Annotated in this window: 21 protein-coding genes; 16 read left to right on the top strand and 5 right to left on the bottom strand. The window is 40.0% G+C overall.

The window, feature by feature from the left end; genetic code table 11:
• Positions 1–12: 12 nt before the first annotated feature.
• The 8 genes from AC5YCI_RS00315 to fumC all read left to right on the top strand — a co-directional run bounded on the left by AC5YCI_RS00315 (position 13) and on the right by fumC (position 5,665).
• A complete protein-coding gene (locus AC5YCI_RS00315) occupies positions 13–246 on the top strand; it encodes a hypothetical protein (protein ID WP_496175060.1) in 234 nt (77 codons plus the stop codon).
• A gap of 3 nt (positions 247–249) precedes the next feature.
• The gene (locus AC5YCI_RS00310) at positions 250–1,116 is read left to right on the top strand and encodes a hypothetical protein (protein WP_496175059.1); all 867 of its coding nucleotides are present in this window, start codon (positions 250–252) and stop codon (positions 1,114–1,116) included.
• Complete coding sequence (locus AC5YCI_RS00305) at positions 1,113–1,466, top strand: hypothetical protein (protein WP_496175058.1); 354 nt, start codon at positions 1,113–1,115, stop codon at positions 1,464–1,466. The genes AC5YCI_RS00310 and AC5YCI_RS00305 overlap by 4 nt, the downstream gene beginning before the upstream one ends.
• Positions 1,467–1,528: 62 nt before the next feature.
• A complete protein-coding gene (locus tag AC5YCI_RS00300; protein WP_168401987.1) occupies positions 1,529–1,810 on the top strand; it encodes a phage holin family protein in 282 nt (93 codons plus the stop codon).
• A complete protein-coding gene (locus AC5YCI_RS00295; RefSeq protein ID WP_496175057.1) occupies positions 1,807–2,364 on the top strand; it encodes a lysozyme in 558 nt (185 codons plus the stop codon). Before AC5YCI_RS00300 ends, AC5YCI_RS00295 begins: the two co-directional genes overlap by 4 nt.
• Positions 2,365–2,574: 210 nt before the next feature.
• Positions 2,575–2,850, top strand: a complete 276-nt coding sequence (locus AC5YCI_RS00290; protein ID WP_496175056.1) for a hypothetical protein — start codon at positions 2,575–2,577, stop codon at positions 2,848–2,850.
• A gap of 304 nt (positions 2,851–3,154) precedes the next feature.
• Positions 3,155–4,162: an NAD-dependent epimerase/dehydratase family protein gene (locus tag AC5YCI_RS00285; protein ID WP_496129154.1), complete on the top strand. Its 1,008-nt coding sequence runs from the start codon at positions 3,155–3,157 to the stop codon at positions 4,160–4,162.
• 108 nt (positions 4,163–4,270) lie between these two features.
• A complete protein-coding gene (gene fumC, locus AC5YCI_RS00280; RefSeq protein ID WP_496129155.1) occupies positions 4,271–5,665 on the top strand; it encodes a class II fumarate hydratase in 1,395 nt (464 codons plus the stop codon).
• A gap of 86 nt (positions 5,666–5,751) precedes the next feature.
• Here fumC and AC5YCI_RS00275 read toward each other — a convergent pair whose 3' ends face one another.
• Positions 5,752–6,348 (bottom strand): hypothetical protein, encoded by a 597-nt coding sequence (locus AC5YCI_RS00275; RefSeq protein ID WP_496129156.1) that lies wholly within the window; start codon positions 6,346–6,348, stop codon positions 5,752–5,754.
• A 197-nt stretch (positions 6,349–6,545) separates the two neighbouring features.
• On the opposite strand from AC5YCI_RS00275, the gene AC5YCI_RS00270 reads away from it, so the two are divergent.
• Positions 6,546–7,037, top strand: coding sequence for a hypothetical protein (locus tag AC5YCI_RS00270; protein WP_496129157.1), 492 nt, complete (start codon positions 6,546–6,548; stop codon positions 7,035–7,037).
• A gap of 151 nt (positions 7,038–7,188) precedes the next feature.
• Positions 7,189–7,794 carry a nitroreductase family protein gene (locus AC5YCI_RS00265; RefSeq protein ID WP_496129159.1) on the top strand — a complete coding sequence of 202 codons (606 nt, stop codon included), beginning with the start codon at positions 7,189–7,191 and terminating at the stop codon, positions 7,792–7,794.
• Between the two features lie 33 nt (positions 7,795–7,827).
• Here AC5YCI_RS00265 and AC5YCI_RS00260 read toward each other — a convergent pair whose 3' ends face one another.
• Positions 7,828–9,612, bottom strand: a complete 1,785-nt coding sequence (locus AC5YCI_RS00260) for an acyl-CoA dehydrogenase family protein (protein ID WP_496129160.1) — start codon at positions 9,610–9,612, stop codon at positions 7,828–7,830.
• A gap of 102 nt (positions 9,613–9,714) precedes the next feature.
• Here AC5YCI_RS00260 and AC5YCI_RS00255 point away from each other — a divergent pair, with 102 nt between their 5' ends.
• Positions 9,715–10,713: a GlxA family transcriptional regulator gene (locus tag AC5YCI_RS00255; protein WP_496175055.1), complete on the top strand. Its 999-nt coding sequence runs from the start codon at positions 9,715–9,717 to the stop codon at positions 10,711–10,713.
• On the opposite strand, the gene AC5YCI_RS00250 is transcribed toward AC5YCI_RS00255, so the two are convergent.
• Positions 10,691–11,884: an MFS transporter gene (locus AC5YCI_RS00250; RefSeq protein ID WP_496175054.1), complete on the bottom strand. Its 1,194-nt coding sequence runs from the start codon at positions 11,882–11,884 to the stop codon at positions 10,691–10,693. The genes AC5YCI_RS00255 and AC5YCI_RS00250 overlap by 23 nt on opposite strands.
• Complete coding sequence (locus AC5YCI_RS00245) at positions 11,877–12,320, bottom strand: MarR family winged helix-turn-helix transcriptional regulator (protein WP_496129163.1); 444 nt, start codon at positions 12,318–12,320, stop codon at positions 11,877–11,879. Before AC5YCI_RS00245 ends, AC5YCI_RS00250 begins: the two co-directional genes overlap by 8 nt.
• A 194-nt stretch (positions 12,321–12,514) precedes the next feature.
• On the opposite strand from AC5YCI_RS00245, the gene AC5YCI_RS00240 reads away from it, so the two are divergent.
• The 5 genes from AC5YCI_RS00240 (at position 12,515) to AC5YCI_RS00220 (ending at position 16,540) form a co-directional block, all read left to right on the top strand.
• Entirely contained in the window at positions 12,515–12,964 is a 450-nt protein-coding gene (locus AC5YCI_RS00240) for a DUF2946 domain-containing protein (RefSeq protein ID WP_496129164.1), read from the top strand.
• Positions 12,965–13,078: 114 nt separating this feature from the next.
• Entirely contained in the window at positions 13,079–14,500 is a 1,422-nt protein-coding gene (locus AC5YCI_RS00235) for a cytochrome ubiquinol oxidase subunit I (protein ID WP_496129165.1), read from the top strand.
• Entirely contained in the window at positions 14,497–15,504 is a 1,008-nt protein-coding gene (gene cydB, locus AC5YCI_RS00230) for a cytochrome d ubiquinol oxidase subunit II (protein WP_496129166.1), read from the top strand. Before AC5YCI_RS00235 ends, cydB begins: the two co-directional genes overlap by 4 nt.
• Before the next feature lie 9 nt (positions 15,505–15,513).
• On the top strand, positions 15,514–15,621 hold the full coding sequence (locus tag AC5YCI_RS00225; protein ID WP_122897694.1) for a DUF2474 domain-containing protein: 108 nt from the start codon (positions 15,514–15,516) through the stop codon (positions 15,619–15,621).
• A gap of 118 nt (positions 15,622–15,739) precedes the next feature.
• Positions 15,740–16,540 carry a hypothetical protein gene (locus tag AC5YCI_RS00220; protein ID WP_496129167.1) on the top strand — a complete coding sequence of 267 codons (801 nt, stop codon included), beginning with the start codon at positions 15,740–15,742 and terminating at the stop codon, positions 16,538–16,540.
• Between the two features lie 21 nt (positions 16,541–16,561).
• Here the strand turns inward: AC5YCI_RS00220 and AC5YCI_RS00215 are convergent, their stop codons facing one another.
• Complete coding sequence (locus AC5YCI_RS00215) at positions 16,562–17,464, bottom strand: LysR family transcriptional regulator (RefSeq protein WP_496129168.1); 903 nt, start codon at positions 17,462–17,464, stop codon at positions 16,562–16,564.
• Positions 17,465–17,524 lie beyond the last annotated feature (60 nt).

Below are 17,524 nucleotides of genomic sequence, written 5' to 3'. Positions count from 1 at the left end.
TGGAAAAGAGTTATGTCACAGCAAAAAATTGAACTTAGCAACACACCGCAAAACCTTGGCTCTAATGCTGCCTATATCAGTAGTCATGGCGGTAACTTCCGCTTTGCGTTTGGTAGTACACCAAACCTAAATATCATCAATGGCCACACAGACTCAAAGCTCTACTATGATGGCTCACTTGGTGACTTGTGGGTGTGGAAATCAGTGAGCAATCAAGTTGCTTTGGAAGTCTCTATTGCGGGGTAACACATGATCAAAACACCGCTAAGCACCGCAATCGGCGGTGTGGGAATGTACACAAAAAATTCATTAATTATTGGTGGTGGTAAGACTGAGCCGCCGTTTGACCCTAAGAGCTTATTTGAGAATGGTGAGATTGGGACGCTGCTTGATGCGACTGATTTGAATAATATTTATCAAGATGCGGCTGGTTTAATTAATTCAACAAGTAATCAACCAGTTGGATTAATATTAGACAAAAACTCAACTGAATTTAATGCATCTAATATTTCATTTGATGATGGGTATTTTGACGCATCATCTACAAACGAAATACTAAACGCTTCGTCAAGTAATGCAAAAACAACAAAATGGATTGCTGTTGATAGTGCATCAACTTATGAGATTTACTCTGAAATCAGTAATCGTTGTCGTATTCAGCTAAAAAAATTAGATGGCACTATTCGCTATGACTCAACTCAAAGCTCTGAAACATCAGCACACAATAAATACATACACATACCAAACGACATTGTATTTATTAGATTGTATTTTGTTACCGGCATTCAGGGTAATACTTTTGCATTTAACATCAAAAAAATAAGCGGTTATCACGCAAAACAATTCACAAGTGCTGCACGCCCACTTTTACAAAACGACATTAAATTCGATGGTATTGATGATGCACTAAACATCGCATTCCCCAGCGCATTAACAAACTGCACTATTTTCACTGTAAAACACGGTCAGCAAGCACAGATTTTAGACGCTCAATCTGTCGCTCAAAACCATGTAATCAATCAAGACTTCAAGTATTACGGCATCGTCAACCGCGCACTCACCAGTGCAGAACGTGCTGGTCTTACACGTTTTTTAAATAAATTGGGGGCGCAGTGATTTACAACCTATCAGTCGTCAACATCATCCCCACTGCTTACTTAGACTTGATCAACGCACTCGCTGAAGCATACGGCTGCGGTCCAAACAATATATCTGTACCGCTTTCTAAAAATAGCGAGATCACGCACTACGGCTGTCACAGCTTTTGGCGTGTAGATGACTATGCTCAATTTAGTAGTGATGAATTGCGTAATGCATTTATCAGTCAGTTAGATCTTGAGCTACAAGAGCCGATGCAAGCAGCTATATCAGCACTCTATGAACGTGTAGTCGTAGATGGTGATCCGCAGCAGAATTGGCAAGCTGCACTGCAAGAATTGGGCTTAACACAGATTGAGTCTGAATAAATCAAACCAACTTTACACCCGCCATACGGCGGGTTTTTTATTACCAAAATATAGGGACTGCTATGCAGGAACATGAGAAAAACTTACTTTTTATTATCGTAATCGGCGCATTGATTGGCTTTGCTAACTTGCTCGTATCTGATGAAAAGCTGACATGGCGCTTAATCATTGGCCGGACAATCTTAGGTGCAGCAACTTCTACGATTGCTGGAGCAATAGTGTTACAGATCCCAGATGTAAATCCTTTAGTATTGATTGCTGCAGCATCTGCATTGGGTATTTTAGGAAGTACGTTTGTTGAGTCTTGGTTGAAACGTCGTGCAACTGGTTGGGGTGTAAAATGAAGAAACAAATTTTTGATCTTATTCGTAGCGTATTAGGCAAACTTTCTCAATCACAAGTCGATGTATTAGATCGGGCATTGAATGAAATTGGTGTAGCAGAAGATTCTGCAAAAACCATTAGTACCAATGGCACAAAGCTGATTGCGAGTTTTGAAGGCTTGGAGCTGACTGCTTATTTATGTCCAGCTAAAGTATGGACCATTGGTTTAGGTACAACGGTCTACCCAAATGGCCAACCTGTAAAGAAAGGAGATACCTGCACCAAAGAGCAAGCCTTGCAGTACAAATCCCATGATCTACGACGTTTTGAGAACTGTGTAAATAGCGCTGTAAAAGTCTCAATCAATCAAAATCAGTTTGATGCCTTAGTTTCTTTGGCATACAACATAGGTGAAAAAGCCTTTTCTAACTCAACACTGGTCAAAAAATTAAATGCTGGTGATTACCAGGGCGCAGCCAATCAATTCCCGGTGTGGAATAAAAGCAAAGGCAAAGTGCTAAACGGTCTCACAAACCGCCGTGCTGCGGAACGTACGCTGTTCTTAAAGCCTTGAGATTAGAAAAGCCCTCAATAGAGGGCTTTTATCTTCTCTGATTAATAAGAAATACATGACTTTTCATGTTGACTTGATACCTAAAATAAATATATTAAAGGTTAATACATATAATTTTCATATTAAGTTATTGAATTTTATTAGTATTAAATCTTTATGAAAATAACGTTAACATATTTTTTTGTATATAATTTATACAGGGTAATCATCATGTCTAACTTAATAGAAATCATTCAAATTTATAATTTTGTAAAAGAGCGTCCTCATCTTAATAAATTGCGTAACTCTGAGAAAATTCTTGAGCTCTTAAAAGAATTTCATGTAGATGGATTAAGCACTTTTACTGTAAATAATAATGGTGAGCTTAGTTGCAGTTTAAAGAGAAATGAACGCTGTACAATTAGGCTATCGCAAGCCCCAGAGTTTGAAGATCGTGACTCGATAGTGAAGTGGCTTTACTCATACATAAGAAGCTCCTCAATCTAAACTAGATAAAAAGCCCTTTAATTGGAGCTTTTACTTCCTAATTTACTTTCAGCATATAGATACTTATATTCGTAAGAAACTATGCATATTTAACTATAAACCACAACATTTACTATTCAGAACACTAACAAAGGAAACATTTCAACTCTGTAAAATGAAGCTATAATGCTCTTGCAGATTAGCCGGCTCAAGAGAAATTTTGGGTCGGTTTTTTGGTTTTCATGCCTGTGGATAAGTTCTTAATAACACCAAAACTACGCCATTTATATGCAAGTTGTTGATAATTATACGGAGTAGATAAACAATGATTTTAGTGACGGGTGGTTTAGGCTTTATTGGCTCCCACATTGCATTAAGCCTTATGGCGCAAGGCCAAGAAGTGGTCATTGTGGATAATCTTTCCAATGCCAATATGCAAATTTTACAACGTCTTGAATATAGTTCGGGCATGTTTGTACCTTTTGTTAAGGTGGATATCCGAAATACGCCTGCCTTGAATAAAGTCTTTGAACAATATTCAATTGATGCTGTTGTACATTGTGCAGGTTTTAAATCCTTGCATGAGTCTGCGCTCAAACCGCTGGAATATTATAATGATAATGTCAGTTGTATCATGAGTTTATTGCGTGCTATGCAACGCACTGGTGTACGTAATTTAGTGCATTTATCAAGCCTTACTGTCTATGGTCAATCCAGTTTAAGCTTAGATGAAGATACCCCCATTCATTATAATTTCCCAAACCCTTATATTAAATCCCAGCAAATGATTGAACAAATCATTCAAGATACCTTTGCCACAGACAGTGAATGGAAAATTGCCATTTTACGTTTGGGGAATGTTGCGGGTGCATTTGGTAATGGAGTGTTAGGTGAAATTATCGCACCATTACCTAAAAATATTTTACCATTGGCTTTACAAGTTGCGGCCGAACAGCGAGATCTTGTTGAACTACGTCAAGATGCTGTCACCCAAGACCATACTGTAGAGCGGAGTTTTTTACATGTCATGGATGCCAGTCGTGCCGTGATTGCTAGCTTAAAATGGTTATTCCAACAGCATAATGTCTGTGAAGCGTTTAATATTGCCGGGGATGTGGTATCTATTCAGCAATTGCTAGATCAAGTAGCAGAAGTGACTCAAAAACCTATTCCTGTACAGACCGCAATTGCGCATAGTGAAAGTGAAATTGCCGAATTGGGCAGTCAGTCAAGCAAAGCACAACACATCTTAGGTTGGACAGCTGAACATAGCCTTAAAGACATGATTCAGGATCAGTGGGAATTTTATCAAAATGTCCTCAATGGTCAGTAATGTAAATAATTATCATTTACTAAACTTTAAGCTTACATTAGAATAAATTTTCCAGCCATAGCATACGGGTTGTGCTAAAGCCAATAATTGAAAAAACAGAGGTTGAACATGTCGACACGTATTGAACATGACACGATGGGTGAGGTTGAAGTACCAAGCGAAGCCATGTGGGGCGCACAAACACAGCGTAGTCTACAAAACTTTAAGATTGGTAATGAGCGTTTGCCGCGTCCAATGATTCGTGCGATGGGCTTAGTCAAAAAAGCAGCGGCACAAACCAACGCAGCGTTAGCACAAATGCCTGAACAGCTTGCCACTTATATTGTGGATGCTGCTGAAGAGGTGATTGCAGGGCAGTGGGACAGTCAATTCCCGCTTGTGGTTTGGCAAACTGGTTCAGGTACGCAAAGCAACATGAACTGTAACGAAGTGATTGCCAATATTGCTAACCAGAAACTCGGTAATACTTTAGGTTCTCAAAATCCTGTGCATCCAAATGATCATGTCAATCGTGCCCAGTCGACCAATGATTCCTTTCCTACTGCCATTCATGTGGCAGCAAGTTTACAAATCAACGAATTATTGATTCCTGCGGTGACAGCGCTACGCAATACCCTAGATGCGAAAGCGCAAGAATTTAATGATATTGTAAAAATTGGTCGTACTCATTTACAAGATGCAACGCCACTCACCTTAGGTCAAGAATTTAGTGGCTATGTATCACAGCTTGATCATAGTTTAAAACGCCTAAACCAAGCATTAGAAGGCTTATACGAATTACCGCTTGGTGGTACTGCGGTAGGTACGGGGCTAAATGCGCATCCTGACTATGCAGTCAAGGCTGCAGCGCAATTGGCAACTTTAACCGGTTTACCTTTTGTCACTGCACCCAATAAATTTGAAGCTTTGGCAGGGCGTGATGCTGCGGTATTTGCTTCAGGTGCTTTAAAAACCCTTGCGGCAAGTTTAAATAAAATTGCCAATGATATTCGTTGGTTAGCCAGTGGCCCGCGCTGTGGTTTTGGTGAAATTCGTATTCCTGAAAATGAACCAGGTTCAAGTATTATGCCAGGTAAAGTCAACCCAACTCAAAGCGAAGCTATGACGATGGTAGTGGCACAAGTCTTGGGTAATGACACCACGATCAATATTGCGGGGGCTTCTGGTAACTTTGAGCTGAATGTATTTATGCCTGTGATTGCCCATAACTTATTACAATCGATTCAGTTATTAGGTGATGCGTGTAATAGCTTTAATGAGCACTGTGCGGTGGGTATTGAACCAAACCGTGACAAAATTGATCATTTCTTACATAACTCACTGATGTTGGTGACTGCATTAAATCCTGTAATTGGTTATGAAAATGCCGCTAAAGTGGCTAAAACGGCTTATAAAGAAGGTAAAACTTTAAAGCAAGTTGCAGTTGAACTCAATTTAGTGACGGAAGAGCAATTTGATGCTGTGGTAAAACCTGAAGAAATGGTTGCACCAAATGTAAAGTGATTGAAAATGTTTGAACTGAATCAGCTGTTATGTAATAGCAGCTGATTCTTTACATTAGAAAAAATCAATCACCAATGTATATGCTGCTACTTCATATCTTGTAATATTTTTTTAAGATTTCTTATATTATTCATAGTGTTTTGATATGCATCTGAATAGCGAACTTCAGGAGCATCTATCCATGTGGCGAGCGCACCCTTGGTATGCTCTTGATATTCACGACTAGGATTTTGGTTGATTAAAGCGATTTTGAATGCGCAGATTTTCGTCAATTTTTCGGTCAAATCTTCAATCTTTATACTGTTTTTATTGGATTTTAAGGAAAGCTGCTGCACTTTATCCCTAATGCAATGTAGATTCTTTAAGATCTCACTCAAATCTTCTGCAATATTATTTGAAAGATTTATATGTTCATCGTTTTCATGGTCAATATTGGTTTCGTTCGACAAGTTGTACAAATATTGAGAATTTTCTCGATCAGATTTTTCAAAATATTGGATTGATTTTTCTAACTCGTTAAAACACATCATAATTTCATATTGTAATGCTGAATAAGCTTCAAGAGATGAGCTCTTTTTCTGTAATTGAAAACCTCTGAAGCTTAATATGGCAATAATTACTAGATTCAATATAGCAACAATTGCCTGTATAGCACCGCTATACTTTTGAAGATAATCAATCATAAGCTTAACCTATAAAAATATTATTTTGATGATGCTTTATCAAGAATAAGTGATAATTGGAAACAACATTGAATAAATTGTCATAGTTGCTAAAATACACTTCGTTTTTTACTGCTATTTTATTTTTATTTTGCATCGTTTTTCCATGCTTTAAAATAAATTTATGAAAAATAGCATCTTACTTACAGGTTCTCTCAATGCTTTCTATTTATTTAACAGATGTTCGTAAACAAGTACAATTTAAGGATTATCCGGGTGAACATCCTGTTAAATTTATTCTCAATTTTAAAAAGATTTTCCCAAGTGTCATGGAACTGATTTTACCTGTATTACCAGATAACGAAAACCTAGAAGAAATGACATGGGAATCCACCAGCAAAGATTTTGAAATCTTTAAACTACTATTGAGTGGTTGGGGTGTGGTTGAATTACGTTTAAGCGCGATTGCACAATTTAAAAATAAAAACTTTGCAGATCAATTAGTTAAAAAAGCGCAACAGCAACGTAAACAATGGTCACAAAAAAATCCAAAACTCTCTAATATGGAATTAGACTATTTATTGTTGCACCATATCCATACTTTAATTGATGCTGAGTTGGTTGAAGTGGGTGAGAAATTCTACTTACCAAGCTTACGTGATCTTTGGAAAGCGTATGTGTCACAAAACGTGCTGAGTGCACAAATCTAAATTATCTAAAATCCTCCCATGCGGAGGATTTTTTTAGCATAAAAATTGCATAATTTTTCAGGTAAAAATACAAGCATGCGCTTTCATATCAAAGCTTGCTTGTTAAAATGCCTTGAAAGATATTTACTTTAACAACAAACAGGAAAATTCTATGTCAAATCAGTTTTTAGACTTAATTCAACAACGTCGTACGATTTATGCCATTGGTAAAAATGTACAACATAGCCCAGCATATTTAACTGATTTGATTCAAAACGCCATTAAACAAAGTCCATCTTCATTTAATTCACAGTCATCACGCGCCGTGATTTTATTTCATGCAGAACATGAAAAATTTTGGAACTTTGTAAAAGAAGCGTTAAAAGCCTATGCCAAAGATGCAGAAGGCGCAGCCAAAACTGATGCAAAAATGGATAGCTTTGCCGCAGGCGTAGGTACAGTTTTATTTTTTGAAGATCAAGATGTTGTGGCAAGTTTGCAAGCCAGCTTCCCATCTTATGCAGAAAACTTTCCGATTTGGGCAGAGCATTCAACAGCAATTGCCCAATTTGCAACATGGACAGCATTGCATAGCGAAGGTGTAGGTGCATCCTTACAGCATTATAATCCAGTGGTTGATGCACAAGTGCATGCCGAATGGGAAATTCCAAGCAGTTGGAAACTACGCGCACAATTGGTATTTGGTTCAATTGAAGGTGAACCAAAAGAAAAAGCCTATATGGATGATGCTGCACGCTTTAAAGTGTTTGGTGCATAAAGCAAAAAAGCCACTCAATTGAGTGGCTTTTTATTAGAACCAATCAGCTTGCATATCTAAACAGGTACGATCAAAGCGGGTTAAAATCGCAGCATGTTGTTCAATTTGCGGTAATTCCCAAGTGATAAAATAACGAGCCGCGTGTAATTTGCCTTGCCAAAAATCAACATCTTCTTGTTGGGTGGAGCAAGCAAAACGCTGTGCAGCATGATTGGCCATGTCTAACCATAACCAAGCAATGACCACTTTGCCCATTAGATCTAAATATAGGCTGGCATTGGCAAGGCTTAAATCTACATTACCTTGGTGTAAATGCTGCCCTAAAGTCGTTGTAGTATTTTTGGCAGTGGTTAAATGAGTGCGGAAAATCTCCGCCAGTGGCACAAGATCAGCATGACTGACTTGGCCTAAGGTATGCTCAATACGCGCTAATAACAGCTCTAACCCCCGACCTTGATGTTGCCATAATTTACGTGCCAATAAGTCTAAAGCTTGAATACCTGTGGTGCCTTCATGAATCGGATTGAGGCGATTGTCACGATAGCACTGTTCGACTGGATAATCTTTGGTATAACCAGCTCCACCAAGCACTTGAATGGCCAAATCATTGGCTTTAGGGCCATATTCAGAGGGGAACGATTTGACAATCGGGGTCAATAGATCGAGTAAAATATGATGATCTTCAGAGGATAAGCCATGCGCATCATCAATGAGGCGTGCAGCAAATAAGCACAGTGCTAAACTGCCTTCTACATACGCTTTTTGCGCCAATAGCATCCGTTTGACATCACTATGCTCAATAATATTGACAGGGCGACTATGCGCATTTTTTTCGCTTGGTAAGCGACCTTGTGGACGCTGTTTAGCATAGTGTAATGATTCTAAATAGCCACGATAACCAATCATGGCAGCACCGAGTCCCACACCAACCCGCGCTTCATTCATCATTTTAAACATATAGCCTAAGCCACGACCGGCTTCATCAATTAAATAGCCTAAGCATTGGTCTTTTTCACCAAAATTCAGCACGGTAGACGTTGTACCACGATAGCCCATTTTATGCAGTAAGCCTGCCAACTGTACATCATTACGCTCAGCTAAACTGCCATCTTGGTTCACTAAAAATTTAGGCACGATAAATAAAGAAATGCCTTTAACGCCGTCTGGCGCACCTTCAATACGTGCCAACACCAAATGCACGATGTTCTCGGTAATATCTTGATCGCCACCAGAAATAAACATTTTTTGACCTTTAATCAAATAATGCTCACCGTGTGGTGTGGCTTTGGTGGTTAAATCACCTAAAGAAGAACCGACATTAGGCTCGGTTAAGACCATAGTGCCGGCAAAACGACCGTCTAACATCGGTTGTAAAAAGCGTTGTTTTTGTTCATCTGTACCAAAAGCATGAATAACATTGGCTGCGGCAGAAGTTAAAAAAGGGTAGGCGACTGAGCTTGGATTGGCGGACATAAAGAGCGCTTTTACGGCCATATGAATCAATTTAGGCAGCTGCATACCGCCTAAGGCTTCATCGTGCTGTGCTCCAATAAATCCTGCTTGGGCAAAATGCTGCCATGCCGTTTTTAGCTCAGCAATGGTTTTAACCTGCTGACCATCAAATTCAGGTTCATGTTGGTCGGCTTTAGCATTGTGCGGGGCAAAATGTTGTGCGGCAATTTTATGCGCCGTGTCTAAAATACTGTCAAAGCTCTGTTGGTCATAAGCTTGGTACCGTGTATATTGGCTTAAGTTTTGTGCTTGAAAAACATCGTAAAGTAAAAAATTTAAATCTTTCCAATTAATCAGTTGTGTCATGCTTGATCCAGCGTTATTAGTTTTTAGTGCTGAGTATAAAAAGATGCAAAGCCAAGCAACATTGTTCATAATGACAGCAAACAAGCGAAAAATGACATAAGCATGCAAAATAATAAAATTAAAGTGGTGGTGGCAGGCTTTGATGGTGCTTTAGCATCCGCCATTACAGGTATTGTGGATTTATTGTCTTTATCTGGGGTGAGTTGGAATCGTATTCAGCAACAGCATATTCAGCGCCTATTTGAGGTGAAATTGGCTTCACCTGATGGCGGGATGATTCATTGTATCAATGGATTAAAGATTCAGGCCCATATGGCGTATCACCAGATTCAACAGCCAGATGTGTTGGTGATTCCGACCATTGGTGGTCCGATTGAAGCCATTTTGGCTCAGCAAAGCCATCTCATTACGCTAATTCGACGCATGCATCAGCAAGGTGTGTGTTTGGCCAGTAATTGTACCGGCAGCTTTTTTTTAGCCGAGGCAGGTATTTTAAATGGTAAAACTGCCACTACTCATTGGGGGTTTGAACGCGAGTTTCGTGCCCGTTATCCCGATATTCATTTGCAACCTGAACAAATGATTAGCCGTGATGGTCATATTTATAGTGCTGGCGGTGGTTTGGCTTGGTTTGACTTGGGCTTGCATTTTATTGAGCGTTTTTATGGCTTTGAAATTGCTATTGAAACGGCGAAATCTTTTGTGATTGATTATCAGCGCGAGAGTCAATTGTCTTATGCGTTATTTCGGATTGCCAAACCGCATCAAGATTTACTCGTACAACAGATTCAAAAGTTTTTAGCTGAACATTTAGCGCACAGTATATCCTTAGAAGATTTAGCCCAACAGTTTAATCTGACTACACGCACGCTCATTCGTCGTTTTAAAGCTGCGCTTGATGTGCCGCCTAATCGCTATATTCAGGCTATGCGGATGGAAGCGGCACAAAAACGTTTAGAGCAAACCGAGCAAAGTATCGACCAAATTATGCTCGCCGTGGGTTATCAAGATCCAAGTTCATTTCGGCGGTTATTTAGGCGTCATACTGGCCTTAGCCCCTTGGAATATCGCCGTCGTTTTAGCCGTTCGGTTTCGGCTTAAGATGCCGTGCATGTAGTACATAATACAAGCCAATAGCAGCTAAACTGGCAATTGCGCTATACAGGTATAATTGACTATAGCCAATATGATTTAATGCCAAGCCTAAAAAATAAGGCCCAAAACCTAAACCAGCATCTAGAAAAATAAAGAAGGTCGAGGTAGCAAAGCCCATACGTGCCAAATCAGTACTTTTAATGGCAATGGTTTGACAAACCGATTGAATATTACCGTAGCCTAAGCCGAGTAACGCGGCACTCAAGAGTAAGCCAGTCGCTGTTTCCACTTGGCTTAAGGTGAGTAAACCTAGGGCCATAAGGATAAAAGCAGGGTACATAATGATGTTTTCACCTTTACGGTCCATCAATGGTCCAGTAAATGGTCGCGAAATTAAAATTGCCACGGCATACATTAAGAAAAATACTGAGGCAGTTTCGACTAAGTTAATTTCTTTGGCATAAAAATTAATATAAGACAACACGCCTGAATAACAGCTAGACACCAATAGAATCACGACCCCAATTGGAATCGCTTTTTTTTCCATGATTTTGGAGATGAAGTCGTTGGGTTCATCAAGGCGATGAGCAGCAGTTTTGCTAGTAATAATCGCATCAGGGACAGCTAAACATAGACCAATCAAAAGGCACATGAGAGCAAAGCCACTTGATAAAGCAAAAATGGCGTTATAACCTAAATGCAGCATCATCCAAATTGCGACAAATGGGCCAATTGCGGTGCCTAAGGTGCTACTCATACTAAAATAGCCAATGCCTTCGCCACGGCGTGTGGGTGGCAGAATTTGTGCAATGATAGTACCCAATACTGTAGAGGCCAAACCCATCATAAAACCATGTAGAAAACGAATCACCAGTAAGCCACTGACACCAACAGGTAAAAAATACAACAAGGATAAGATAAAGAAGCCACTTAAGCCAATCAGCATGGTGGTTTTACGCCCAAAGCGTAACAGTACTTGACCTACCACCAAACGTCCCACCAAGGTGCCGACAATAAACAAGCCAGAAATTAAGCCTGCGGCAGCCGTAGAGGCCTGTAATTCTGTAACTGCATAGCCCACAATCACAATGACCAGTAAATAAAACACCATCACTAAAAAAAAGTTAATGGCGCTGACCAAAATAAAATTACGCGTCCATAATCGTGCTTCAGACATGAGTCGCTCCTTGTTCAGACATTTCTAAACGCGCAATCAGCGTATGCAGAGTAGTTAGGCTATGTTGTAATTGACTTGCATCGATACCTTCTAACCACTGTTGCTCAAGCTCGTCAATCTGTTTAGCACAGTGGGTAAATAGCGTTTGACCTTGCTGATTTAACCTGAGTTTTTTCTCACGTTTATCCTCGCTGTTTAACTGCTCTAACAGCCCAAGTTGGTTGAGGGTATGAATGCGTTTGGCAATGGCAGGCTTAGACACATTTAAATAGTGTGCAATTTCAATACTGGTGCAGCTGTATTTGAGTTGGAGCACATACATGACTTGCCACAGGGAGTAATTGAGTTGATACGGTAGGAGAAGTTGATTGACTTGATCACTGATCAGACGGGCAGTGTGTAGTAAAGCAGTGCGAAATTTAAGTGCAGTAGGCATTAATAGTTAACTAGGGTAACCAAATTAAAGCTACTTTACGCCTGTCTAAAAAATTGATCAATAAAAAAACAAAAAAAATGCTAAAAAGACTTTTAAAATATGTTTTTATAATCTATATTAGTCAAATGTAAACTTTTGTATATCTTATAGATCAAAGGTTTAGCAAAATTTCTGTCCTTTTTTAGGATCTGGTGATGCTAAGACGTAGTGGTTTACTGTTGGCTTTTGCTACAGTACTTTTACAGTTGGCGGTTCACTTACAACCGCTATTACCGGAGCAATATCATATTGCCCCGGCGTGCCACTCATTGACCCATCATTTACTCACGCGTGCTTTAGATGACCATAGCCCTGAGCATAATTCTAGCCATGCAGAGCAAACGCTGCTTGAGGCTTGGGATTTAAAGCAACTTCTCACCGCACATCATCAGCATGTGCATGATCCATATCATCATCATTGCCAATACTGTACCGTGTATGGCGATATCGTGTTGCCTTTAGATTTGCATGTCAAACAAGTGATTGATCGCATTCAAGTACGTTATTTGGCTTTTGTTGAGAATAGCAGTCATGTCTATTTTGCACTGCAACGTCTTTTTTTAATGCCACAAGGTCGGGCGCCGCCTTTTGCTCTGTCACTTTAAATTCTTGTTTTTAAATTTTGACTGAGTAATAGATATGTTGTGTTTTATCTTTGTCCAATTGAAGTGGGCAGGGCGATTTGTTGCCCAAAATCAATCTAATTTAGAGGTGGTCGTATGAACTTAGGTCTCACCGCATTAGAGTTGGCACGGATTCAGTTTGCATTTACTGTGTCCTTTCACATTATTTTTCCTGCAATTTCGATTGGTTTAGCCAGCTTTTTAGCTGTGCTTGAATACCGTTGGTTAAAAACCCGCGATCCTGTCTATCAAGATTTATTTAAATTTTGGGTCAAAATTTTTGCGGTTGCCTTTGGGATGGGCGTGGTGTCTGGGGTAGTGATGAGCTACCAGTTTGGTACCAACTGGAGTGAGTTTTCCCGTGTTGCAGGCAGTGTCACAGGTCCACTTCTGACCTATGAAGTGTTAAGTGCTTTCTTTTTGGAAGCGGGCTTCTTGGGCATTATGTTATTTGGCTGGGGACGTGTTGGGCCAAGAGCACATTTTTTTGCCACCTTAATGGTTGCGGTTGGTACTTGTATTTCCATGTTCTGGATTTTATCGTCAAACAGTTGGATGCAAACCCCACAAGGTTTTAGCATTCAAAACGGTTTAATTGTGCCAGAAGACTGGTTTGCGATTGTGTTTAACCCCTCATTTCCATATCGCTTTTTACATATGGCCGCTGCGGCATTCTTAGTATCTGCTTTGTTAGTGGCTGCGACGGCTGCTTGGCATTTGCTTAAAGGTCGCCGTGATCGTTTAGTCAAAACCTCTTTTTCCATGGCGCTATGGATGATTCTCGGTTTAGCACCTCTACAAGCCGTGATTGGTGACTTTCATGGTTTAAATACCTTAGAGCATCAACCTGCCAAACTTGCAGCGATTGAAGGACATTGGGAAACCAACCATGATCATGGTATGCCACTGTATTTATTTGGTATTCCAGATATGCAAGCCGAAGAAACCAAATACGCGATTGGAATTCCAAATTTAGGCAGCTTGATTATGACCCATACTTTAGATGGTAAGGTCACAGGCTTAAAAGAATTTGCCCCAGAAGATCGTCCTAATTCATTGGTGGTGTTTTGGAGCTTCCGTATCATGGTTGGCTTAGGCGTGTTGATGATTATCTTGGCACTGTGGGGGTTATGGTCACGTCGTAAAGAGCGTTTATACGAAAATAAAAATTTACAACGCTTTGCTTTAATCATGGGCCCATCTGGTTTTATTGCGGTACTGGCAGGTTGGTTTACCACAGAGGTGGGGCGTCAACCGTGGGTGGTCTATGGGGTCATGCGTACCAAAGATGCTTTATCTGCGGTATCGGCTGAACAAGTGGGCTTTACCTTAATTATATTTGTAGTGGTGTACTGTGTGGTTTTTGGGATTGGCATTTACTACATGCTACGCCTGATGCACAAAGGCCCAGAGTTTATTCATTCGCAAGCTGCCAATGAAGAAGAGGTGATTTTAGCTTCAAAACGCCCATTGAGTAGTGTCAAAGAAGGCCTTGATCAACAGGAGGATCAGTTATGATTGATTTATCATTAATTTGGGTGGTCATTATTGCACTGGGCGTCTTTATTTATGTAGTGCTCGATGGTTTTGATTTAGGCATTGGCATTTTATTTCCATTTATTCATGACCAACAAGAACGTGATGTGATGATGAATACTGTTGCACCAGTCTGGGATGGTAATGAAACATGGATGGTGCTTGGTGGTGCGGCTTTGTTTGCAGCCTTTCCTGTGGTCTATGCCACGGTTTTATCTGCGCTGTATTTACCGATTATTTTTATGGTCATTGCGTTGATTTTCCGTGGTGTAGCGTTTGAGTTTCGTTTTAAAGCCACACGCTCTAAACATTGGTGGGATCGAGCTTTTATTTGGGGCTCAATGGTGGCGAGTTTCTGTCAGGGTGTGATTTTAGGTGCTTATATCCAAGGCATTCCAACCAATGAATTAGGGGTGTATACCGGTCAAGGTTGGGATTGGTTAACACCATTTTCGTTGTTTACGGGTGTGGGGGTAGTGGTATTGTATGCTGCTTTAGGTTGTGGTTGGCTGATTTTTAAAACAGCCGATCAACTACAAAAGGTGATGTATGAATTAATGCCCAAATTACTTATGGCACTGTTCATTATCTTTGCAGCGGTCAGTATTTATACCCCGATAGCACATCCGAGTATTGCAGCGCGTTGGTTTAATCCAGATTTAATCGTGTATTTAAGCCCAGTACCGTTGTTGGTGGTTATTTTTACCTTTTTAGCGATTCGTGCTTGCCGTCATGGTGATGAGCTTAAACCGTTTATATATACTTTGGCCTTGGTGTTTTTAGCTTATAGTGGTTTTATCATCAGCCTATGGCCTTACATCATTCCACCAAGTCTGACCATTTGGCAGGCAGCTGCGCCACAAAGCAGTCAATTGTTTGCCCTAATTGGTGCGTTAATCTTAATCCCGATTATTTTGATGTACACGATTGTCTCTTATTGGGTATTTCGTGACAAAGTTCGCGTTGGGGATTCAGGTTATCACTAGGAGTTAAAGATGAAACTTTCACAAACACAATGGTTTATTGTTTTGTGGGTGGCAGGCTTTGCAGCCTTGGCTTTGATTGCAGGTTTTTTTCGCTTATTGGTGCAATGGGCCTATTAAGTGAAATGTGTTCTAAAATGGCGCGTTTAACGCGCCATTTTTATGACGAACAGTACAGAAAATCAGCAGCATATTTGCTAGAATAGTCGGCTTTATTGGCGATCAAGTGGATTGTACTGTGTCTTTAGAATTGCAAAATATTTTTCATGCATTCGCGCTTTCTAAGCAAAACCTCACTCATATTTTGGCATATCTAAATTGTGCAGATATGGCTGAGTTAGATCAAGCGTTAGAGCAGGCCACAGGACAACGTCAAGCACAAGCCAGTAAACTGTATCTGTTACAACAAAGCCAGCAAAACCCTTCTATTTCTTATGCAGTTGCACCGCTATTAAGCAGTGTTTTAGATTATCCCACCCATTATCTGGCTCAAGCGGAAAATTGGTTGCTTGATTTTTATGAAAATTACTTCCGTATTGATGCACTGGCGTCAGCCAAAACCCAATCTTTAACTGATATGCAACTGTGCTTAGATTTAGTCACATCAGAGTTAACAGATGTAGAGTTTTACATTGCAAGCTTACTCCAAGCTTTATACGATCCAACGACCCGCAGCATTGTCACGTTGGGGAGCACCCAATTGATTGCTGAATTAAAGCAGCAAATTCAAGCCTATTATGGCGTGCAGATCTTAGAAATTGTACAGCCATTTAGCAGTGTTAAACTCTCTGAACTAGAATTGAAAAAATTATTTTGGAAACGTAAAGACGCTCATTTAGCGCAAGTCAGTCAGTCGATTGCTTATGACAACTCGCGTATGGTGGCTCAGTTATGTCAGTTATCCCGTACCGATGCAGAGCGCTTTATTGAAGACTTAATGTATGGTGAGCACGTTTTTGAAAAAGTATCAGTGCTCGGTGAGTTCAGCGATACCATTTATAAGCATCAGCTTGAACAGCAGCATAAGTTGATTGCCTAATGCGTGTTTGCCAAGATCACTTTAGCGGTTAAATAACTGCTGCATTTCGCTTAAAATCAATTGTTGTCGGGGATGTGTGACCTCAGCGTGATACATGCCCATGCTGATGCTTGCCATTTGTATCGGTAGGGAATGTATATGTATATGGCTTGGCAAATCAATTGCAGTTAAGGCATTTTGGGGCAGAGTTAACATCATATGCTGTTGTAGCGCGACAATCTGTAACGCACTGCGATAATGTTGACAACGCATCACGACATGGCGATAGAGTTGCTGAGCTTGTAAAAAAACATCTTCGAGTAAAATGCCGCTGCGCCGTGAAGACACGCCAATATGATGCGCATTTAAATAATCTTCTAAATCAAGCGTAGGTTGCTGGCTACACACCATCAGTTGATCTTCAAATAAAGCACAAAAGCCTAAGCCTTGATTTAAGTGTGGACCGAAATCAATCGCAAAATCAATTTGCTGAGTGTCTAATTCTTTCAATAGCTGTTTACGTTGTAGTTTAACGCTTTCAATTTGAATTTCGGGATGTAATCTAGAAAAATGCTGATAAATTTTGGGCAAGATAAAGGGTTCAATTTCATCATGAATCGCACAGCGTAAATGAGTAAGCTGTTGTGGCTGAAATTCATGCCTCGTTTGCAATGCATCAAAGGCATGTAAACTATTTAAAATGCGAGGATAAAGTTCGGTTGCTGTCGGTGTGGGTTGCATTTTTTGTCCCATACGCACAAATAATGGGTCTTGTAACTGGGTGCGTAAACGCTGTAAGGCATGGCTGGCGGCAGATTGACTGATACATAAGTGCTCAGCCGCTTGTGAAATACTTTTAGCTTGATAAATGGCAATAAAGAGCGGATATAAATTTAGGTCAATTCGTGACAGCTGTTTTAAATCGAGGTTATGAATTTTATGCATAGTGTTGTATAAAATTAAATCATTTTGTGCATAGTAAGTTTTGTTTTAGACTGCTGTAAA

The sequence above is a fragment of the Acinetobacter sp. CY17 genome, assembly GCF_059515825.1.
This window is presented reverse-complemented; position numbering and strand designations above follow the sequence as displayed.

What these genes read in the sequence shown, in the direction of transcription:
- AC5YCI_RS00235 (WP_496129165.1), top strand. Translation starts at nt 13,079, where the DNA reads ATGAACTTAGGTCTCACCGCATTAGAGTTGGCACGGATTCAGTTTGCA.
- AC5YCI_RS00225 (WP_122897694.1), top strand. Translation starts at nt 15,514, where the DNA reads ATGAAACTTTCACAAACACAATGGTTTATTGTTTTGTGGGTGGCAGGC.
- AC5YCI_RS00275 (WP_496129156.1), bottom strand. Translation starts at nt 6,348, where the DNA reads ATGATTGATTATCTTCAAAAGTATAGCGGTGCTATACAGGCAATTGTT.
- AC5YCI_RS00310 (WP_496175059.1), top strand. Translation starts at nt 250, where the DNA reads ATGATCAAAACACCGCTAAGCACCGCAATCGGCGGTGTGGGAATGTAC.
- fumC (WP_496129155.1), top strand. Translation starts at nt 4,271, where the DNA reads ATGTCGACACGTATTGAACATGACACGATGGGTGAGGTTGAAGTACCA.
- AC5YCI_RS00315 (WP_496175060.1), top strand. Translation starts at nt 13, where the DNA reads ATGTCACAGCAAAAAATTGAACTTAGCAACACACCGCAAAACCTTGGC.
- AC5YCI_RS00285 (WP_496129154.1), top strand. Translation starts at nt 3,155, where the DNA reads ATGATTTTAGTGACGGGTGGTTTAGGCTTTATTGGCTCCCACATTGCA.
- AC5YCI_RS00300 (WP_168401987.1), top strand. Translation starts at nt 1,529, where the DNA reads ATGCAGGAACATGAGAAAAACTTACTTTTTATTATCGTAATCGGCGCA.
- AC5YCI_RS00295 (WP_496175057.1), top strand. Translation starts at nt 1,807, where the DNA reads ATGAAGAAACAAATTTTTGATCTTATTCGTAGCGTATTAGGCAAACTT.
- AC5YCI_RS00260 (WP_496129160.1), bottom strand. Translation starts at nt 9,612, where the DNA reads ATGACACAACTGATTAATTGGAAAGATTTAAATTTTTTACTTTACGAT.
- AC5YCI_RS00255 (WP_496175055.1), top strand. Translation starts at nt 9,715, where the DNA reads ATGCAAAATAATAAAATTAAAGTGGTGGTGGCAGGCTTTGATGGTGCT.
- AC5YCI_RS00270 (WP_496129157.1), top strand. Translation starts at nt 6,546, where the DNA reads ATGCTTTCTATTTATTTAACAGATGTTCGTAAACAAGTACAATTTAAG.
- AC5YCI_RS00245 (WP_496129163.1), bottom strand. Translation starts at nt 12,320, where the DNA reads ATGCCTACTGCACTTAAATTTCGCACTGCTTTACTACACACTGCCCGT.
- AC5YCI_RS00215 (WP_496129168.1), bottom strand. Translation starts at nt 17,464, where the DNA reads ATGCATAAAATTCATAACCTCGATTTAAAACAGCTGTCACGAATTGAC.
- AC5YCI_RS00265 (WP_496129159.1), top strand. Translation starts at nt 7,189, where the DNA reads ATGTCAAATCAGTTTTTAGACTTAATTCAACAACGTCGTACGATTTAT.
- AC5YCI_RS00250 (WP_496175054.1), bottom strand. Translation starts at nt 11,884, where the DNA reads ATGTCTGAAGCACGATTATGGACGCGTAATTTTATTTTGGTCAGCGCC.
- AC5YCI_RS00290 (WP_496175056.1), top strand. Translation starts at nt 2,575, where the DNA reads ATGTCTAACTTAATAGAAATCATTCAAATTTATAATTTTGTAAAAGAG.
- cydB (WP_496129166.1), top strand. Translation starts at nt 14,497, where the DNA reads ATGATTGATTTATCATTAATTTGGGTGGTCATTATTGCACTGGGCGTC.
- AC5YCI_RS00240 (WP_496129164.1), top strand. Translation starts at nt 12,515, where the DNA reads ATGCTAAGACGTAGTGGTTTACTGTTGGCTTTTGCTACAGTACTTTTA.